Origin of the sequence: Streptomyces sp. NPDC019531 (genome assembly GCF_044903305.1) — a bacterium.
Lineage (GTDB): Bacteria > Actinomycetota > Actinomycetes > Streptomycetales > Streptomycetaceae > Streptomyces.
In genome coordinates this window covers 34,464-53,121 of record NZ_JBJDQL010000015.1, presented here as the reverse complement: position 1 = coordinate 53,121, position 18,658 = coordinate 34,464, and the positions used below count along the sequence as shown (strand labels likewise).

Sequence of the window (18,658 nt, the reverse complement as noted above, 5' to 3'; positions counted from 1 at the left end):
GTTTTTGGGGGGGGTGGGGGTTTTTTTTTTCCGCCCCCCCCCAAACCGGGGGGGGGGGGGGGTGTTGTTCCTCTGGTCTGCGGGAACTCCACCCCGACGCCTGTTCGTTGACTGCGGCACGGGGCCGCCCTAGCTAGGGCCTGTCCGGCGGATCATGCCGACGTCGCGGGGTCTGGCACGCCCGGCTGCGGCGTTGTCGTCACTCGCCGACGCTCCGCGTCGCCCGCCGCGGTAGCGGCTGATGTCCACGCCTCCTCCGCCTTGCAGGGGCACGCTCCCCCACTCTCGGCTTCGCACGAGCGGGGGACCCCCATGACCCCGCTCGACTCGGCCCACCAGCACCGCTTCTTGCAGCCGGCCTGATCCGCCGGACAGGCCCTAGCGGCCGGAGCCTCCGTCGGCGTTGGGGCCGGTGTAGTCCTCGCCGTAGGCGCCCTTGGCGGGGCGGCGGCGGCGCATGGGGGGCTCGACGCCGTCGGCGAGGCGGCGGGCGGTGAGGAGGAAGCCGGTGTGGCCGATCATCCGGTGGTCGGGGCGGACGGCCAGGCCCTCGACGTGCCAGTTGCGGATCATCGTCTCCCAGGACGTCGGCTCGTTGAAGGAGCCGATCTCGCGGATGGACTCGACGGTCCGGGCGAGCTGGGTGGTGGTGGCGACGTAGCAGCAGAGGATGCCGCCGGGCACGAGCGCCTTGGAGACGGCCTCCAGGCACTCCCAGGGGGCGAGCATGTCGAGGATGACGCGGTCGACGTCGATGTCGGACAGGTTGTCCTGGAGGTCGCCGACGGTGAGCTGCCAGGCGGGGTGCGGGCCGCCGAAGTAACGCTCCACGTTCTGCTGGGCGATTTCGGCGAAGTCCTCGCGGCGCTCGTAGCTGTGCAGCATGCCCTGGTCGCCGATGGCGCGCAGCAGGAAGCTGCTGAGCGAGCCGGAGCCGACGCCTGCCTCCACGACGCGGGCGCCGGGGAAGATGTCGGCGAAGGCGAGGATCTGTCCGGCGTCCTTGGGGTAGACGACGGCAGCCCCGCGGGGCATGGACAGGACGTAGTCGGGGAGCAGGGGGCGCAGCGCGAGGTAGGCGACGTTACCGGTGGTGCGGACAACGCTGCCCTCGGGTGCGCCGATCAGCTCGTCGTGGGGGAAGGAACCCTTGTGGGTGTGGAAGTTCTTTCCCTCTTCGAGCGTGAACGTGTAGTGGCGGCCCTTGGGGTCGGTCAGCTGAACCTGGTCCCCGACCTTGAAGGGCCCGCGCCTGCGGGCGGCACCGGTCGGTTCGGACATGTGAACAGCCTACCGGTCCGCAGAGGGGCCGCCGACCACTAGGACGGTCTGGCCATGGCCTTCACGAAGGCGCGCTCGACGTCCGCCGCGGACAGGACGCCGTAGATCTCGCCGGTCTCCTCCACCACCAGGTATTCGGTCGCCGGGGTGGCGCGCAGGGTGTCGAGGAGGTCCTCGCCCGCGAGTTCCGCCGAGACGCGCATGCCGTCGGTGAGGTCCTGGGCGAGGCCGCTGACGGCGACCCAGGGGCGGCGGTGTTCCGGTACGCCGACGATGGCGGCCTCGCGGACGAGGGAGAGCGGGGTTCCCTCGGCGTCGACGACGACCAGGGCGCGGGCGCCGGCGTCGTTGGCGCGGCGCAGGGCCTCGGAGAGGGGGGTGTCGGTCTCGACCGGGACCGCGCGGCGGGTGAGGGTGCGGGCGCGTAGTTCGGGGAGGTGTTCGCGCAGCCGGGCCATGCGGAGGCTGTTGCCGGCGCCGGTCCAGATGATCGCGGCGAGGATGGCGGCGAGCAGGGCGTCCATCACGGTGTCCATGCCGACGTTGTCCTCGGCGGAGGAGCCGAGCGCTCCGGACTGGGTGAGCAGTGGGAGGCCGATGAGGACGCAGACGGCGAGGGCGCGGCCGACCCAGGCGGCGGCGATGGTGCCGCTCATGGGTTTGCCGGTGATCTTCCAGACGACGGCGCGGAGCATGCGGCCGCCGTCTAGGGGGAGGCCGGGGAGGAGGTTGAAGACGGCCACGATGAGGTTGGAGATCATCAGGCCGGCGAGCAGGACGCCGGGGACCGTGCCGGGTTCGACGGGCTGCATGGCGAGGTAGAAGAGGCCGGCGAGGGCCAGGGAGAGCAGTGGGCCGACGAAGGCCAGCACGAACTCCCGGCCGGGGGTCTCGGCTTCTTTCTCGATCTCGGAGACGCCGCCGAAGAACTGGAGCTGGATGCGGCGGACGGGGAGCTTGAAGCGGAGGGCCGCGACCGTGTGTGCCAGTTCGTGGACGAGTACGGAGGCGTAGAAGGCGATCGCGAAGAAGAGGGACACGAGGTAGCGGGCGGCGCCGAGCTCCGGCAGTACGCGGTCGAGCTGGCCGCCGAAGACCCAGGTGATGAGCGCGGCGACGAGGAACCAGCTGGGGGCGACGTAGACGGGCACACCGAAGGGGCGGCCCATCAGCAGTCCCCCGCGGGGCTGTGGGGACTGGGGCGGGGGGTTCTTGGGAGCTCCGGAGTGGGCGAGGGTGCGGTGGTCGTCGTGGGGGTCCCGCGTGACGCCCGTGCGCCCGCCGGTGGGGCCGTGGGTCTCGGAGGCGGAGTGATCGGCGGGGTTCGCGCCGCTGTCGCTCCCGGGGGCCTGGGTGTCGGCGGCTTCGGCGCCAGTGGTGGTGGTCTCCGCGGGTGCGGAGGGGGTGGCCGTACGACCGTTGTCGGCGTCGTCGGGTGCCGCCTCCTCGGTACGGCGCCGGGTCGCCTCGGGGGTTTCGCCGGTCTCGGAGTCAACGGTTACGGCGGCGTCGTTGTCGGTCTCCCCCGGTGAGGTGCCGGCCGCCGTCGGTGCTTGCTGGGCAGCGTTGTCATCCGCGGTGGGCGCCGGTGGGGCTGCCCGGTGGTTCTTGGTTTCCTGGGCGGGTGGGTCGGCCGGAGTCTCGGTGGCGGCGTCGGAGTTCCCGTCGGCTTCGCCGGCGGCGGCGCTTCGGGGCGTGCGGTCCGGGTCCGTGGCGCGGGGGGGCGGGCCGGTGGGCGCGGCGGCCCGGGTCCCGTTGTCGTGGGGATCGGGTGGCGTGGGGTCGGTGGTCCGGGCCGGGGGCCCCGCGTGGGGCCGCGCCGGCCTGTCCGTGCCGGACCGCGGCTGCCCGCTCCCGCCGCTCTCGTCCACGATGTCCCCTCGTTCGCAGCGTCTTCCGCGCCTGCCGTGCGGAAGGGTCTCGGGTCGATGGTATGCGGCGGTCGCGACGGGTTCCGCCCCGGCACCCCCCGTGTTTCCTCAGGGGTCACGGCGGTCACGGCCGTGGCGGGGTCACTGTCAGTGGCGGGCCGTATGGTCTGTGGTCATGGAGACGAGCACCGAGGGCAGGGCGGGAGCCGCGAGTGGCGACCCGGGGGCGGCGGCGGAGCCGGTTGCTGGCGGGCCGACGGCGGCGGAGGCGACGGCTGTTGTGGAGAGCACCGGCGAGGTGTCCCGGTCGGGCCCGACGGCGCCCGCCTCCCTCTCTCCCTCGCGGGCCAGTGACTTCATGCAGTGTCCGCTGCTGTACCGGTTCCGGGTGATCGACCGGTTGCCGGAGAAGCCGAGCGAGGCGGCGACCCGGGGGACGCTCGTGCACTCGGTGCTGGAGCGGCTCTTCGACGCGCCGGCGACCGAGCGGACCGTGCCCCGGGCCAAGTCGCTCGTGCCCGGCCAGTGGGACCGGCTGAGGGAGAGCCGTCCGGAGGTGGTGGAGCTGTTCGCAGATGATCCGGGCGGCGAGCGGCTGGCGCGCTGGCTCGGTGAGGCGGAGCAGCTGGTCGAGCGGTGGTTCACGCTGGAGGACCCGGCGCGTCTGGAGCCGGCCGAGCGGGAGCTGTTCGTGGAGACGGAGCTGGACTCGGGGCTGAGGCTGCGCGGGATCATCGACCGGGTCGACGTGGCGCCGACCGGCGAGGTGCGGATCGTCGACTACAAGACGGGCAAGGCGCCCCGGCCCGAGTACGCCGAGGGCGCGCTGTTCCAGATGAAGTTCTACGCCCTGGTGGTGTGGCGGCTGAAGAACGTGATCCCGCGCCGGTTGCAACTGGTCTACCTCGGCAGCGGTGACGTCCTGACGTACGACCCGGTCCTGGCCGATCTGGAGCGGGTCGAGCGCAAGCTGCTGGCGCTGTGGGAGGCGATCCGGCAGGCCACGGAGACGGGTGACTGGCGGCCGCGTCCCACCAAGCTGTGCGGCTGGTGCGATCACCAGGAGCACTGCCCGGAGTTCGGTGGCACTCCCCCGCCGTATCCGCTGGCGGTGAGGGCGACGGAGTCCGAGGACGTGCGGCAGGGCAGAATGGGGCCGGACTAGCGAAGGAGACTTACGTGGCCATCCGCGTCCTACTGGTCGACGACCAGCCGCTGCTGCGTACCGGCTTCCGGATGATTCTGGAGGCCGAGCAGGACCTCGCGGTCGTGGGCGAGGCCGGAGACGGCCTGCAGGCTCTCGACCAGGTGCGTGCGCTCCAGCCCGATGTGGTGCTGATGGACATCCGCATGCCGCGGATGGACGGTGTGGAGGCGACTCGGCAGATCACCGGGCCCGGGCGGGACGGCCCGGCCAAGGTGCTGGTGCTGACCACCTTCGACCTCGACGAGTACGTGGTGGAGGCGTTGCGGGCGGGGGCCAGCGGGTTCCTGCTGAAGGACGCCCCGGCCAACGAACTGGTGCAGGCGATCCGGGTGGTGGCCGCGGGTGAGGCGATGCTCGCGCCGAGCATCACGCGCCGGCTGCTCGACAAGTACGCCACGCATCTGCCGTCCGGCGACGAGCCGGTGCCGGACACGCTGCACACCCTCACCGACCGCGAGGTCGAGGTGCTGAAGCTGGTGGCGCGCGGGCTGTCGAACGCGGAGATCGCCGCGGATCTGTTCGTGAGCGAGACCACCGTGAAGACGCATGTCGGTCACGTCCTCACGAAGCTGGGGCTGCGGGACCGGGTGCAGGCCGCGGTGTACGCGTACGAGAGTGGTCTGGTGCGTCCCGGCGCGCAGTAGCCGAGGCGACGACGAGCGAAGAGGGCGTCCCCTTCCTGACAGGGGGCGCCCTCCTCATGTGTGCGGCGGCCGCGTCAGCCCTTGCTGAGTTCCCAGAAGCGGAAGACGGTCGAGGCGTCGAGGCAGTACTCCAGGCCGTAGACGTCGTCGCGGACGACGGCGTACTGCTTGGCCTGCCAGATGGGCAGGACGGGGACGTCCTCGGCGACGAGGTCCTGGAGTGTGGCGTAGTGATCGCCCGTCGCGGAGCGGTCGGGCTGAGCGGCGGTCTCCGGGATGAGCGTGCCGGTGATCTTGCTGTTGCTGTAGTTGTTGCTGAGCACGTTGCCCTTGCCGAAGAAGGGGGCCGTGAAGTTGTCGGCGTCTGGGTAGTCGGGCACCCAGCCCTTCACGTAGACGCCGTACTTGCCGGCGGCGATGTCCTTCTCGTACTGGCCGAAGGCCACGGACTTCACGTCGGCGTCGAAGAGGCCGCTGGCGTTGAGCTGCCGGGCGATCGTCTTGAGTTCCTGGTCGGTGGCCGGGCCGTAGCGGGACGGCGTGGACCACAGGGTCAGCTTCACCTTGCCGGTGATGCCGTCGTCGGCGAGGGCTGCGGCGGCCTTGGACTTGGAGGGCTGGGCGCCGTAGGTGTCGAAGAAGGCCGTGTTGTGGCCCGCGATACCGGCCGGGATGATCGAGTAGAGCGGGGTCGCGGTGCCCTGGTAGACGTCGTGGATGAGGGCTTCACGGTCGAGCAGGTAGGCGATCGCCTTGCGGACGCCGAGCTGTCCCGTGACCGGGTCGTCCATGTTGAAGACGAGGTGCTGGACCTCGGCGCTGCTGCCCTCGACGACCTCGATGCCGGAGTCGGGCGAGCCGTTCTCGATGTCGGTGACGTCGCCCGCAGTGAGGCCGCGGTAGGCGATGTCGACCTTCTTGTCGGTGAGGGCGGTCTTCAGGGCGGCCTGGTCGCCGTGGAAGAACTTGAGCGTGACGCCGGAGTTCTCGGTCTCGGCGGTGCCCTTGTAGTTCTCGTTGACGGTGAACACGGCCTGGTCGTCGTCGAACGAGTCGAGCTGGTAGGGGCCGGAGCCGACCGCCTTGCCGTCCTCGCGGAGGCCGTTCGCGTCGTACTGAGTGTGGTCGACGATCGAGCCGGCGCCGGAGGCGATCTTGCTCGGGAAGGTGGCGTCGGGTGTGTTGAGTCTGAAGACGACGGTCTTGTCGTCCGGTGTCTCGACCTTGTCGAGCATCGGGAACATGATCGCGGGACCGGCGTCGTCGTTGATCTTCAGCATGCGGTCGAAGGTGAACTTGACGTCCTCGGAGGTGAGCGAGTCACCGTTGCTGAACTTGAGGCCGTCCTTGAGCGTGCACTCGTAGACCTGTGTCTTGGTGTCCGTGAACTCGCAGCTCTTCGCGGCGTCCGGCTCCGGTTCCGTGCCGCCCTTGGGGAAGCTGAGCAGCGACTGGAAGACGTTGTTGAACAACAGCCAGGAGCCGGGGTCGTAGCCGGAGGCCGGGTCGGTGGCGAGGACGTCGTCGGACATCCCCATGACCACGGAGGAGCCGTCGGAACCGGAGCCACCGGATTCCGTGCCGCAGCCGGTCAGCAGGCCGGAGGCCAGTCCCGCCACGAGGGGCAGGACCGGCCACTGGATGCGCTTGTTCACGTGCGAGTGCCTTGTCGTCGATTCTTTTGGAATTTCGGGCCCGTCCGCCGAGGCCCGGGGCGTTGGAGGCGTCGCGGCCGGTCAGCCGCTCACGCCCTTGCCGAGTTCCCACAGCTGCAGCGTCGACGAGGAGTTGAGCGCGTAGGCGGTGCCCGTGACGTCGTCGCGCGCGGCGACGTACTGGTTGCCCTGCCACAGCGGCAGCATGGGGACGTCGTCGGCGACGATGTCCTGGATCTCGGTCAGACTTCCGGCCGCCGCGATGCGGTCGGCCTCGCGGCGGGAGTCCGGGATCAGGGTGTTGCGGATATCGCTGTTGACGTACGGCGATCCGAGGAAGTTGTCCTTGTCGAGGAACGGGGCGAGGTAGTTGTCGGCGTCGGGGAAGTCCGGGAACCAGCCCATGCCGTAGACGTCGTACTCGCCCTTCTGCTCGGCCGGGCGGAAGGTGGCCCAGGCGGCGCCCTGGATGCTGACGTCGAAGAGCCCGCTGTCGTTGAGCTGCTTTTGCAGGTCCTCGAACTCCTCCTTGGTGGCCGAGCCGTAGTGGTCGGTCGTGTAGTGGAGGGTCAGCTTCACCGGCGTGGTGATGTCCGCCTGGGTCAGCAGGGACTTGGCCTTGGTGACGCTCGGGTCGCCGTACTTGTTGAAGAACGCGTTGGTGTGGCCGGTGATGGTGGCCGGGACCAGCGAGAAGAGAGGCTCGGCCTGGGTGCCGTAGACCTTGGAGACGAGTTCACCGCGGTTGATGAGCTGGGCCATCGCCTGGCGCACCGCACGGGATTTCACGGTCGGGGCGTTGGTGTTGAAGGCGAGGTAGCGGATCTCCAGTCCTGCCATCTCCACGACGTCGACGTCACCGCCGGACTCGTTGGAGAGCTTCTGGATCTGCGCGGGTGACATGGTGCGCGTGATGAGGTCGATGTCGCCCTTTTCGAGGGCGGTGCCCATGTCGTCGGCGTCCGCGAAGGAGCGCAGCTCGACCTTGTCGTTGTTCACGGTCAACGACCCCTTGTAGTTGGGGTTCTTGGTGAACACGGCGTCGATGAGCTCGTCGTTCTTGACGTCGGACTTCAGGGTGTAGGGGCCGGAGCCGTCGACCTCGAAGCCGTCGCGGAGCTTGTTCTTCTCGTAGTCGTCGGGGTTGACGATGCCGGCGACCGGGGTCGACAGCTTGTACGGGAAGGTGGCGTCGGCGGTCCTGAGATGGAAGATGACCTCGCGGTCGCCCTTGGTCTCCACGGTGTCGATGGTGGAGAGCAGGGCGAAGACTCCGGAGTCGGCCTTGATGGCGCGGGCGCGGTCGATGGAGTACTTCACGTCGGCCGCGGTGATGTCATCGCCGTTGGCGAACTTCAGACCGTCGCGCAGGGTGCAGACGTAGCGTTCGTTGCCGCTGTCACTGAAGCCGCAGGACTGGGCGGCCTCGGGCACGGGGTCGCCGTCGCCCTTGGGCTGGATCATCAGGGTCTGCACGGTCTGGCGCAGGATGTTCCAGGTGCCGACGTCGTAGGCGTAGGCGGGGTCGAGCGGCGCGGGAGCGTCCTTCGTGGCGGTGAACCGGTCCGTGGTGCCGACGGCGATCGCGTCGCTCGCGCCGCTGCCGCTGTCGGACCCGCCGCAGGCGGCGAGTACCGGCGCGAGCAGACCGATGACGGCCGGCAGCACCAAAGTCTTGCGGTTCATGCTCGAGTTTCTCCAGAGCTGTTCAGTCCGTGTACCCGGCATGCATGGGTGGTGCGGCGGATCACGGTGTTAGGGCGATGTTCTCACCAGGAGATTAGTCCGCACCTGCAGGAGGGTTCACGGTCACCGGAGTTGAGCTTCCATCACACAGCGGAATCGGGTGTGGACGCACCGAAAAATCGACGGGGGAAGGATTAGTGCAGGCTTCCATCAATCAGGACACATGGGCGCGTCCGGGCGCCTCACGAGGAGGCGTCCGGCACAGCCTCGGCCGCGTGTCGAGGCCCCGCCGAGTGGGGAACGTCACACCCTTAAACGGGGCGGCCGTGGGCCAGAATTCGGCCATCCGGCAGGCTTCGAATTCCCGCGACAGGTACCTGGGGAATTACCGCGTTATCCGCACCGCACGCTGGGTGAACGCCCGAGGCATTTCCGTCATCGAGCGATCATCAGGCCGCGCAGAAATGTCAGGTCGACCTCTTCGAGGGAGCTGACGACGGTGCGTCGGGGGGCCGGGGCGATGGGTGCGACGGAGGGCACGGCCACGACCTGGCAGCCGGCCGCCTCGGCCGAGGCGACTCCGGTCGCGGTGTCCTCGACGACCGCGCATCTGGCTGGATCCGCGCCCAGTCCGGCGGCGGCGAACAGATAGGGGTCCGGGTGCGGCTTGGTGCGCGGCACCTCGTCGCCGGCGACCGTGAGGGCGAAGTGCTGGGGGCCGAGGGAGGTGAGGACCCGGTCGATGATGCGCCGGTGCGAGGCGGAGACCAGGGCCGTGGGGATCCGGTATGCGGCCAGCTCGGCCAGCAGCCGGGGGGCGCCGGGCATCAGCGGCAGGGCGCGGCCGATGCGGTCCTCGAAGCCGTCGTTGAGCAGGACGGTGAGTTCGGCGAGGGTGATGTCGGCGCCGGTGGCCTCGATGAGGAAGCCCGCGCTGCGGGTCATGGGGCCGCCGACCACGACATGGCGCCAGGAGTCGTCGAGGGCGTGGCCGAGGCGGGCGAAGACCTCGACCTCGACGTCCCACCAGAAGCCCTCGGTGTCCACGAGGGTGCCGTCCATGTCGAGGAGGACGGCCTGGAGGGCCGAGCCGTCTGCCGTACGGGTTACGGGCGCGGGGACCGTGCTGGTCATCCACGTACCTCCTTGAGGGACGAGCAGGCCGGTTCCCCGCAAGGGGAACCGGCCTCCACTGGACCGACCAGTGTACGTCTTATCCGATCAGTGTGCTCGGTGAGCCGGAAGCGGCGGGCGTTTCACCCGGCGTCACCGGGCGTTGAAGTACTTCGCCTCCGGGTGGTGGATGACGATCGCGTCGGTGGACTGCTCGGGGTGGAGCTGGAACTCCTCGCTCAGCTGGACGCCGATGCGCTCCGGCTGGAGCAGGTCGGCGATCTTGGCGCGGTCCTCCAGGTTCGGGCAGGCGCCGTAGCCGAGGGAGAAGCGGGCGCCCCGGTACTTCAGGGCGAACATGTCTTCGACGTCGGCCGGGTCCTCGCCGGAGAAGCCGAGCTCGGAACGCACGCGCGCGTGCCAGTACTCGGCGAGCGCCTCGGCCAACTGGACGGACAGGCCGTGCAGTTCGAGGTAGTCGCGGTAGGCGTTCGCCTCGAAGAGCTTGGCGGTCTGCTCGCCGATCCGGGAGCCGACGGTGACGACCTGGAGGCCGACGACGTCGGTCTGACCCGACTCCTCGGGACGGAAGAAGTCCGCCAGACAGAGCCGACGGCCGCGGCGCTGGCGCGGGAAGGTGAAGCGGGTGCGCTCGTTGCCCTCCTCGTCCAGGATGATCAGGTCGTCGTCCTTGGACACGCACGGGAAGTAGCCGTAGACGACGGCGGCTTCCAGCAGGTTCTCGGTCTGGAGCTGGTCCAGCAGTCCGCGCAGCCGGGGCCGACCGTCGGTCTCGACGAGTTCCTCGTACGTCGGACCCTCGCCGGTGCGGGCCTGCTTGAGCCCCCACTGGCCCTTGAAGAGGGCGCCCTCGTCCAGCCAGGAGGCATACTCCTTGAGCTGGATTCCCTTGATGACCCGGGTGTCCCAGAACGGCGGTGTGGGGACCGGGTTGTCGGTGGCCACGTCGGAGCGGACATGCCCCTCTTCGGGCCGCTCCTCCTCGACGGTGACGGCGCTCGCGCGCACGCGGCGCTGCTTGAGCTCGGGCAGCTTGGCGCCGGGCACGCCCCGCTTCACGCCGATCAGCGCGTCCATCAGACGCAGGCCCTCGAACGCGTCGCGGGCGTAACGGACTTCGCCCTCGTAGATCTCGTGCAGGTCCTGTTCGACGTACCCCCGTGTCAGCGCGGCTCCGCCCAGGATGACCGGGAAGTCGGCGGCCAGGCCGCGCTGGTTGAGCTCCTCCAGGTTCTCCTTCATGATCACCGTGGACTTGACCAGCAGGCCCGACATGCCGATGACATCGGCGCGGTGCTCGGCGGCGGCGTCCAGGATCGCGGAGACCGGCTGCTTGATGCCGAGGTTGACCACGTTGTAGCCGTTGTTGGACAGGATGATGTCGACGAGGTTCTTGCCGATGTCGTGGACGTCGCCGCGGACGGTGGCGAGCACGATGGTGCCCTTGCCGGCCTCGTCGCCCTCGACCTTCTCCATGTGCGGTTCGAGGTAGGCGACGGCGGTCTTCATGACCTCGGCGGACTGGAGGACGAACGGCAGCTGCATCTGGCCGGAGCCGAACAGCTCGCCGACGACCTTCATGCCGTCCAGGAGGGTCTCGTTGACGATGTCGAGGGCGGGGCGGTCCTGGAGGGCCGCGTCCAGATCGGCTTCGAGGCCGTTCTTCTCGCCGTCGATGATGCGGCGCTTGAGGCGCTCGTCCAGGGGCAGGGCGGCCAGTTCCTCGGCACGGCCCGCCTTCAGGGACTTGGTGGTGGCGCCCTCGAACAGGGCCATCAGCTTCTGGAGGGGGTCATAGCCCTCGGCGCGACGGTCGTGGATCAGGTCGAGGGCCGTCTGAACCTCTTCCTCGCTGAAGCGGGCGATGGGCAGGATCTTCGACGCGTGCACGATCGCCGAGTCCAGGCCCGCCTTGACGCACTCGTCGAGGAAGACCGAGTTGAGCAGGACGCGGGCGGCCGGGTTGAGGCCGAAGGAGATGTTGGACAGGCCCAGCGTGGTCTGTACGTCCGGGTGGCGGCGCTTGAGTTCGCGGATCGCCTCGATCGTGGCGATGCCGTCCTTGCGGGACTCCTCCTGACCGGTGCAGATGGTGAAGGTCAGGGTGTCGATGAGGATGTCCGACTCGTGGATGCCCCAGTTCGTCGTCAGGTCCTCGATCAGCCGTTCGGCGATGGCGACCTTGTGCTCCGGGGTGCGGGCCTGGCCCTGCTCGTCGATGGTCAGCGCGATCAGCGCGGCGCCGTGCTCCTGGGCGAGCTTGGTGACCTTCGCGAAGCGGGACTCGGGGCCGTCGCCGTCCTCGTAGTTCACGGAGTTGATGACCGCGCGGCCGCCGAGCTTCTCCAACCCGGCCCGGATGACGGGGACTTCGGTGGAGTCGAGCACGATCGGCAGGGTGGAGGCGGTGGCGAAGCGGCCGGCCAGCTCCGCCATGTCGGCGACGCCGTCACGGCCGACGTAGTCCACGCAGAGGTCCAGCATGTGGGCGCCCTCGCGGATCTGCTCCCGGGCCATCTCCACGCAGTCGTCCCAGCGGGCCTCCAGCATGGCCTCGCGGAACTTCTTGGAACCGTTGGCGTTGGTGCGCTCACCGATGGCCAGGTAGGAGGTGTCCTGACGGAACGGGACCGTCTGGTAGAGGGAGGCGGCGCCGGGTTCGGGGCGCGGGGCGCGCTCGGTCGGGGTGACGTCCCGGACGCGCTCGACCAGCTGGCGCAGGTGTTCGGGGGTGGTGCCGCAGCAGCCGCCGACCAGGGAGAGGCCGTAGTCGCGTACGAAGTTCTCGTGGGCGTCGGCCAGCTCGGGCGGGGTGAGCGGGTAGGTGGCGCCGTTCTTGCCGAGGACCGGGAGGCCGGCGTTCGGCATGCACGACAGGGGGATGCGGGAGTGCCGGGCGAGATAGCGCAGGTGCTCGCTCATCTCGGCGGGGCCGGTGGCGCAGTTCATGCCGATCATGTCGATGCCGAGCGGCTCCAGCGCGGTGAGCGCGGCGCCGATCTCGGAGCCCAGCAGCATGGTGCCGGTGGTCTCGACGGTGACGGACACGATGATCGGGACGTCGAGGCCGGAGAGCTCGCGGGCGCGCCGGGCGCCGATCACGGCGGACTTGGTCTGGAGCAGGTCCTGGGTGGTCTCCACGATCAGCGCGTCCGCGCCGCCCGCGATCAGGCCCTCGGCGTTCTTCTGGAAGGCGTCGCGGATCGTGGTGTATCCGACGTGGCCGAGCGTGGGCAGCTTGGTGCCGGGGCCGATGGAGCCCAGTACCCAGCGCTGACGGCCGTCCCGGGCGGCGTAGGCGTCGGCGGTCTCGCGGGCGATACGGGCGCCCGCCTCGGACAGTTCGAGGACGCGGTCGGCGATGTCGTACTCCGCCAGGGCCGCGTGGTTCGCGCCGAAGGTGTTCGTCTCGACGCAGTCCACGCCCGCGTCGAAGTACTCCTCGTGGACCGAACGGACGATGTCCGGTCGGGTGAGGTTGAGGATCTCGTTGCAGCCCTCGAGATTCTCGAAGTCCTCAAGGGTGGGGTCCTGCGCCTGCAGCATGGTGCCCATCGCTCCGTCGGCGACCACCACTCTGGTGGCGAGCGCCTCGCGGAGCGCGGACACACGGGTCCGGCTGTCGGCGGAAGGGGTCGGTGGCGACGAGGCCATGAAGGGGCTCCCTCAGTTGCGACGGCTGTCGGCTTCACGGCGCCCGGGAGACGTCCCACGCTGGGCGCACCACGCCAGAGTAGCCGGGCCCGCCACCATATGGTCGGCGCGTCCACGGGACGGACGAGGATGGCGGGCAGGTCACCGGCGGGATACCAGTGACGCAACAGATGCCGACCGACCATTGGCGGGAGGTCGGCATGGACCGGTAATGTTCGGCATTGCCGAACAATGGCAGCGACGCCGTACCACTCGGCTGTCGAAGGGGACGGAGGCAGAACGCGGATGGCACGGAACATCCAGTCGCTCGAACGGGCGGCCGCGATGCTGCGGCTCCTCGCGGGCGGCGAGCGGAGACTCGGCCTGTCGGACATCGCCTCGTCCCTGGGCCTCGCCAAGGGCACCGCGCACGGCATCCTGCGCACCCTCCAGCTGGAGGGCTTCGTGGAGCAGGACGAGGCTTCGGGGCGGTATCAGCTGGGCGCCGAGCTGCTGCGCCTGGGCACCACTTACCTGGACGTCCACGAGTTGCGCGCGCGTGCGCTCGTCTGGACGGACGACCTGGCCCGCTCCAGCGGCGAGAGCGTCCATCTGGGCGTGCTGCACCAGCAGGGCGTGCTGATCGTGCACCACGTCTTCCGGCCCGACGACAGCCGGCAGGTGCTGGAGATCGGGGCCATGCAGCCCCTGCACTGCACGGCCCTGGGCAAGGTGCTCTCGGCGTACGACCCGGTCGCACACAGCGAGGCGCTGGAGAGCGACCGCAAGCCGTTCACCGACCGGACCGTGTGCGGCCTAGAGGAGTTCGAGCAGATCCTCGACGTCACGCGCGCGCGTGGGTACGCGGCGGACGTCGAGGAGACCTGGGAGGGCGTCGCGTCCGTCGCCGCGCCCATCCACGACCGGCGGCGGATGCCGGTCGGCGCGGTCGGCATCACCGGGGCGGTGGAGCGGCTGTGCCGGTCGGACGAGGAGGGTGCGCTGCGTCCCGAGCTGATCGCGGCGGTGCGGGACTGCGCCCGCGCGGTCTCGCGGGACCTGGGCGCCGGGCGGTTCTGAGGTCCGCAAGAGAGGACCGTAAGAAGGGGCCGTAAGAAGGGGCCGGTACGTCGGTGACGTACCGGCCTCAGCCGTAACCTGACACAACGGCACAAATCGTCAGAACAAGATCACTGGCGTACAGGTATCAAAAACGATCGCGTTTTCGACAGCAGAACCCTTGACGTGCATGCGACCCCGGAGCAAGACTCCCGTCCATCGGTCGGCATTGTCGAACACCTACCGGCAATACGCGCTAGAGTGTGACGACGCCAAGGGCCGGCATCGCTCTCACCCGAGGGCAGCGAACCTCCGGAGGGACCCGGGGTTCGGTCCCTGGACGAACGACAAAGGAGTCGCGAGTGTCCAGCTCCGACATCTTCATCGGCGAGACCATCGGTACCGCCATACTCATCCTCCTCGGCGGCGGGGTCTGCGCCGCCGTGACGCTGAAGGCCTCCAAAGCCCGTAACGCCGGGTGGCTCGCCATCACCTTCGGGTGGGGTTTCGCCGTTCTCACGGCCGTCTACACCTCGGCGCCGCTCTCCGGTGCCCACCTCAACCCGGCCGTGACACTCGCGCTGGCGCTCAAGAAGGACGGCATCTCCTGGAGCGACGTCCCGATCTACTGGGGCGGGCAGCTGCTCGGCGCCATGATCGGCGCGGCTCTGGTCTGGGTCGCCTACTACGGCCAGTTCCACGCGCACCTCACCGACAAGGAGATCGTCGGCGCTCCGGGCGCGCAGGCCACGACCGCCAAGGCCGTGGAGGCGCAGGAGAAGGGCGCGGGCCCGGTCCTGGGCATCTTCTCCACCGGCCCCGAGGTCCGCGTCGCCTGGCAGAACGTCGCCACCGAGGTCATCGGCACGATCGTGCTGGTGCTCGCCGTCCTCACGCAGGGCCTCAACGGCGACGGCAAGGGGCTGGGCACCCTGGGCGCGCTGATCACCGCGCTGGTCGTCGTCTCCATCGGTCTGTCACTCGGTGGCCCGACCGGTTACGCGATCAACCCGGCCCGTGACCTCGGTCCGCGTATCGTGCACGCCCTCCTGCCCCTGCCCAACAAGGGCGGCTCCGACTGGAGCTACGCCTGGGTCCCGATCGTCGGTCCACTGATCGGCGGCGCGATCGCCGCGGGCATCTACAACATCGCTTTCGCATAGAACATCCGAAGCCGCAGAGCAAAGCAGTCGTAGAGCAGTCGTAGACACTCCCTCACTCACGGAACCCCAGGAGCACACAGTGACCGACGCGCACACCGCCGGCCCCTTCATCGCCGCCATCGACCAGGGCACCACCTCCAGCCGCTGCATCGTCTTCGACAAGGACGGCCGTATCGTCTCGGTCGACCAGAAGGAGCACGAGCAGATCTTCCCGAAGCCGGGCTGGGTCGAGCACAACGCCACCGAGATCTGGACCAACGTCGAGGAGGTCGTCGCCGGGGCCATCTCGAAGGCCGGCATCACCCGTGACGACATCAAGGCCATCGGCATCACCAACCAGCGTGAGACCACACTGCTGTGGGACAAGAACACCGGTGAGCCCGTCCACAACGCCATCGTCTGGCAGGACACCCGCACCGACTCCCTCTGCAAGGAGCTCGGCCGCAACGTCGGCCAGGACCGCTTCCGCCGCGAGACGGGACTTCCCCTCGCCTCGTACTTCGCCGGCCCGAAGGCCCGCTGGCTGCTCGACAACGTCGAGGGTCTGCGTGAGCGCGCCGAGCGCGGCGACATCCTCTTCGGCACCATGGACAGCTGGGTCATCTGGAACCTGACCGGTGGTGTCAACGGCGGCAAGCACTACACCGACGTCACCAACGCCTCCCGCACCATGCTGATGAACCTGCACACCCTGGAGTGGGACGAGAAGATCGCCGAGTCCATCGGCGTGCCGCTGTCGATGCTCCCCGAGATCCGCTCCTCCGCCGAGGTCTACGGCGAGGTCACCGGCGGCAAGCTGGGCGACCTGCTCGGCGGCATCCCGGTCGCCTCGGCGCTCGGTGACCAGCAGGCGGCCCTGTTCGGCCAGACCTGTTTCGCCGAGGGCGAGGCCAAGTCGACGTACGGCACCGGCACGTTCATGCTGATGAACACCGGTGAGAAGATCATCAACTCGTACTCCGGTCTGCTCACCACCGTCGGCTACCGCATCGGCGACGACAAGCCGGTCTACGCCCTCGAAGGCTCCATCGCCGTCACCGGGTCGCTGGTCCAGTGGATGCGCGACCAGATGGGCCTGATCTCCACCGCCGCCGAGATCGAGACGCTCGCGCTCTCCGTCGAGGACAACGGCGGCGCCTACTTCGTGCCGGCCTTCTCCGGTCTGTTCGCCCCGTACTGGCGCTCCGACGCCCGCGGTGTGATCGCCGGTCTGACCCGGTACGTCACCAAGGCGCACCTCGCGCGTGCCGTCCTGGAGGCCACCGCCTGGCAGACTCGTGAGATCACGGACGCCATGACGAAGGACTCGGGCGTCGAGCTCGCGGCCCTCAAGGTCGACGGCGGCATGACCTCCAACAACCTGCTGATGCAGACCCTCTCGGACTTCCTGGACGCCCCCGTGGTGCGCCCGATGGTCGCCGAGACGACCTGCCTCGGCGCCGCCTACGCCGCCGGTCTCGCCGTCGGCTTCTGGACCAGCACCGACGACCTGCGCGCCAACTGGCGGCGGGCCGCCGAGTGGACCCCCCGCATGGAAGCGGAGACCCGCGACCGTGAGTACAAGAGCTGGCTCAAGGCCGTGGAGCGGACCATGGGCTGGCTCGAGGACGAGAGCTGAGAGAAACCCCCTCAACAGCTCTGATGAGGAGTAAGAACCCCACATGACCAGTCAGTCCACCCTGCAGTCCGTGCCTGCCCTCGGTACGCGCCCGGCCTTCGGCACAATCCCGAGCCGCGCCGAGACCCGGGAGCAGCTCTCCAAGGCGTCGTACGACCTTCTCGTGATCGGCGGCGGCATCCTGGGCATCTCCACCGCCTGGCACGCCGCGCAGTCCGGCCTCAGGGTGGCACTGGTCGACGCCGGCGACTTCGCCGGCGCCACCTCCTCCGCCTCCTCCAAGCTGCTCCACGGCGGTCTGCGCTATCTGCAGACCGGCGCGGTGAAGCTGGTGGCGGAGAACCACTTCGAGCGCCGCGCGGTGTCCCGCCAGGTGGCCCCCCACCTGGCGAACCCGCTGACGTTCTACCTCCCCGTGTACAAGGGCGGGCCGCACGGCGCCGCGAAGCTCGGGGCGGGCGTCTTCGCGTACTCCGCGCTCTCCGCGTTCGGTGACGGCGTCGGCCACCTCCTGTCCCCGGCCAAGGCGGCACGGGACGTGCCCGAGCTGCGCACCGACAACCTCAAGGCCGTGGCCGTGTACGGCGACGGCCAGATGAACGACGCGCGCATGGCGCTGATGACGGTCCGCGCGGCCGTCGAGGCGGGCGCAGTGGTCCTGAACCACGCCGAGGTGACCGGGCTGCGGTTCACCAACGGCCGGGTGACGGGCGCGGACCTGCGCGACCGGCAGTCCGGTGACGAGTTCGGCGTGAACGCCCGTCTCGTGCTCAACGCCACCGGTCCCTGGGTCGATCACCTGCGCCGGCTGGAGGACCCGAAGGCGGCCCCCTCGATCCGCCTCTCCAAGGGCGCGCACCTGGTCCTGAGGCGGACCGCGCCCTGGAGGGCCGCGCTGGCCACCCCGATCGACAAGTACCGGATCACCTTCGCCCTGCCCTGGGAGGACATGCTGCTCCTCGGCACCACGGACGAGGAGTTCGAGGGCGACCCGGCGGACGTCGCGGTGACCGAGAAGGACACGGCCCAGATACTCGACGAGGCCGCGTTCTCCATCCGCGACCAGCAGCTCTCCCGTGACCTGATCACGTACTCCTTCGCAGGTCTGCGGGTGCTGCCTGGCGGTCCCGGTGACACGGCGAAGGCCAGGCGCGAGACCGTGGTCACGGAAGGCCGTGGCGGCATGCTGTCCGTCGCGGGCGGCAAGTGGACGACCTTCCGGCACATCGGCCGTACGGTCATGCAGAAGCTGGAGGGGCTGCCGGGCGCCCCGCTGGGCGACGCCTTCGAGCCGATCTCCTCCCTTCCGAAGAAGCTCCCGCTGCCCGGTGTCGCCAACCCGCGCGCGGTCGCGCACCGCCTGCTGGTCGACAACCCGGCCCCGGGCCCCCGCATGGCCGCCGACACGGCGAAGCACCTGGCGACCCACTACGGCTCCCTGGCCTTCGACATCGCCCGACTGGCGAACGACAACCCGGAACTGGGCGAGCGCGTCCACCCGGACGCCCCGGAGATCTGGGCGCAGGTCGTCTACGCCCGGGACAACGAGTGGGCCGAGACTCAGGACGACGTACTGCGCCGCCGTACGACGCTGACGATCCGGGGCCTGGCGACGGACGAGGTCCGGGCGAAGGTGCAGGACCTGCTCGACAAGAAGTAGGTCCCCCGGCGGGACACGAAGCGAGTTCTACGATGCGAAGGGGACGG

At 69.5% G+C, this 18,658-nt stretch carries 12 protein-coding genes; 6 read left to right on the top strand and 6 right to left on the bottom strand.

The window, feature by feature from the left end:
- Positions 1-378: 378 nt before the first annotated feature.
- Both ACI2L1_RS19490 and ACI2L1_RS19485 read right to left on the bottom strand, forming a co-directional pair.
- Complete coding sequence (locus ACI2L1_RS19490; protein ID WP_404740571.1) at positions 379-1,281, bottom strand: tRNA (adenine-N1)-methyltransferase; 903 nt, start codon at positions 1,279-1,281, stop codon at positions 379-381.
- Between the two features lie 38 nt (positions 1,282-1,319).
- Entirely contained in the window at positions 1,320-3,152 is a 1,833-nt protein-coding gene (locus tag ACI2L1_RS19485; protein ID WP_404740570.1) for a site-2 protease family protein, read from the bottom strand.
- A gap of 175 nt (positions 3,153-3,327) precedes the next feature.
- Here ACI2L1_RS19485 and ACI2L1_RS19480 point away from each other — a divergent pair, with 175 nt between their 5' ends.
- Together ACI2L1_RS19480 and ACI2L1_RS19475 are read left to right on the top strand one after the other, a co-directional pair.
- Entirely contained in the window at positions 3,328-4,317 is a 990-nt protein-coding gene (locus ACI2L1_RS19480) for a RecB family exonuclease (RefSeq protein WP_404740569.1), read from the top strand.
- A 14-nt stretch (positions 4,318-4,331) separates the two neighbouring features.
- A complete protein-coding gene (locus ACI2L1_RS19475; RefSeq protein WP_030606450.1) occupies positions 4,332-5,003 on the top strand; it encodes a response regulator transcription factor in 672 nt (223 codons plus the stop codon).
- 74 nt (positions 5,004-5,077) lie between these two features.
- Here the strand turns inward: ACI2L1_RS19475 and ACI2L1_RS19470 are convergent, their stop codons facing one another.
- The 4 genes from ACI2L1_RS19470 to metH all read right to left on the bottom strand — a co-directional run bounded on the left by ACI2L1_RS19470 (position 5,078) and on the right by metH (position 13,132).
- Positions 5,078-6,658: an ABC transporter substrate-binding protein gene (locus ACI2L1_RS19470; RefSeq protein ID WP_404740568.1), complete on the bottom strand. Its 1,581-nt coding sequence runs from the start codon at positions 6,656-6,658 to the stop codon at positions 5,078-5,080.
- Positions 6,659-6,739: 81 nt separating this feature from the next.
- Positions 6,740-8,344 (bottom strand): ABC transporter substrate-binding protein, encoded by a 1,605-nt coding sequence (locus tag ACI2L1_RS19465; protein ID WP_404740567.1) that lies wholly within the window; start codon positions 8,342-8,344, stop codon positions 6,740-6,742.
- 435 nt (positions 8,345-8,779) lie between these two features.
- Positions 8,780-9,478, bottom strand: coding sequence for an HAD family hydrolase (locus ACI2L1_RS19460; RefSeq protein WP_404740566.1), 699 nt, complete (start codon positions 9,476-9,478; stop codon positions 8,780-8,782).
- Between the two features lie 132 nt (positions 9,479-9,610).
- On the bottom strand, positions 9,611-13,132 hold the full coding sequence (gene metH, locus ACI2L1_RS19455) for a methionine synthase (protein ID WP_404740565.1): 3,522 nt from the start codon (positions 13,130-13,132) through the stop codon (positions 9,611-9,613).
- A gap of 285 nt (positions 13,133-13,417) precedes the next feature.
- Between metH and ACI2L1_RS19450 the strand changes: the two genes are divergently transcribed.
- The 4 genes from ACI2L1_RS19450 to ACI2L1_RS19435 all read left to right on the top strand — a co-directional run bounded on the left by ACI2L1_RS19450 (position 13,418) and on the right by ACI2L1_RS19435 (position 18,611).
- Positions 13,418-14,191 carry an IclR family transcriptional regulator gene (locus ACI2L1_RS19450; RefSeq protein ID WP_404740564.1) on the top strand — a complete coding sequence of 258 codons (774 nt, stop codon included), beginning with the start codon at positions 13,418-13,420 and terminating at the stop codon, positions 14,189-14,191.
- 341 nt (positions 14,192-14,532) lie between these two features.
- Positions 14,533-15,333 carry an MIP/aquaporin family protein gene (locus ACI2L1_RS19445; protein ID WP_404740563.1) on the top strand — a complete coding sequence of 267 codons (801 nt, stop codon included), beginning with the start codon at positions 14,533-14,535 and terminating at the stop codon, positions 15,331-15,333.
- Positions 15,334-15,412: 79 nt separating this feature from the next.
- A complete protein-coding gene (gene glpK, locus ACI2L1_RS19440) occupies positions 15,413-16,951 on the top strand; it encodes a glycerol kinase GlpK (RefSeq protein WP_404740562.1) in 1,539 nt (512 codons plus the stop codon).
- A gap of 43 nt (positions 16,952-16,994) precedes the next feature.
- Positions 16,995-18,611, top strand: coding sequence for an FAD-dependent oxidoreductase (locus ACI2L1_RS19435; protein WP_404740561.1), 1,617 nt, complete (start codon positions 16,995-16,997; stop codon positions 18,609-18,611).
- Positions 18,612-18,658: the final 47 nt, after the last annotated feature.